Source organism: Achromobacter sp. GbtcB20 (assembly GCF_019091095.1).
GTDB lineage: Bacteria > Pseudomonadota > Gammaproteobacteria > Burkholderiales > Burkholderiaceae_B > Achromobacter > Achromobacter mucicolens.
Genome location: NZ_JAGXJZ010000821.1, coordinates 1 through 242, shown reverse-complemented (window position 1 = coordinate 242; position 242 = coordinate 1). Strand labels below are relative to the sequence as shown.

Below are 242 nucleotides of genomic sequence, written 5' to 3'. Positions count from 1 at the left end.
CCGCCCACCGTCTTCGAACTGCCGGAAGGCGGCCTTAACATCCGCTGGCCGGACGCCGTGCTGGACCAGGAAGTGCGGATGAGCAACTACAAGTGGTACGCCGCGCTGGCCTACGCGCGCGCCAACAAGCTCAATAAGATCATCTGGGACAGGCCGCAGCCGAAGATCGGCATCATCACCGCCGGTAAAAGCTATGTCGACACGCGCCAGGCGCTGGCCGACCTCGGCATCGACGAGCAGGC

The 242-nt window shown here is 64.5% G+C and carries 1 protein-coding gene; it reads left to right on the top strand.

What is annotated here, in order from left to right:
• On the top strand, positions 1 to 242 hold a 242-nt coding region (locus KVT32_RS31250; RefSeq protein WP_217619553.1), incomplete at both ends, for a hypothetical protein.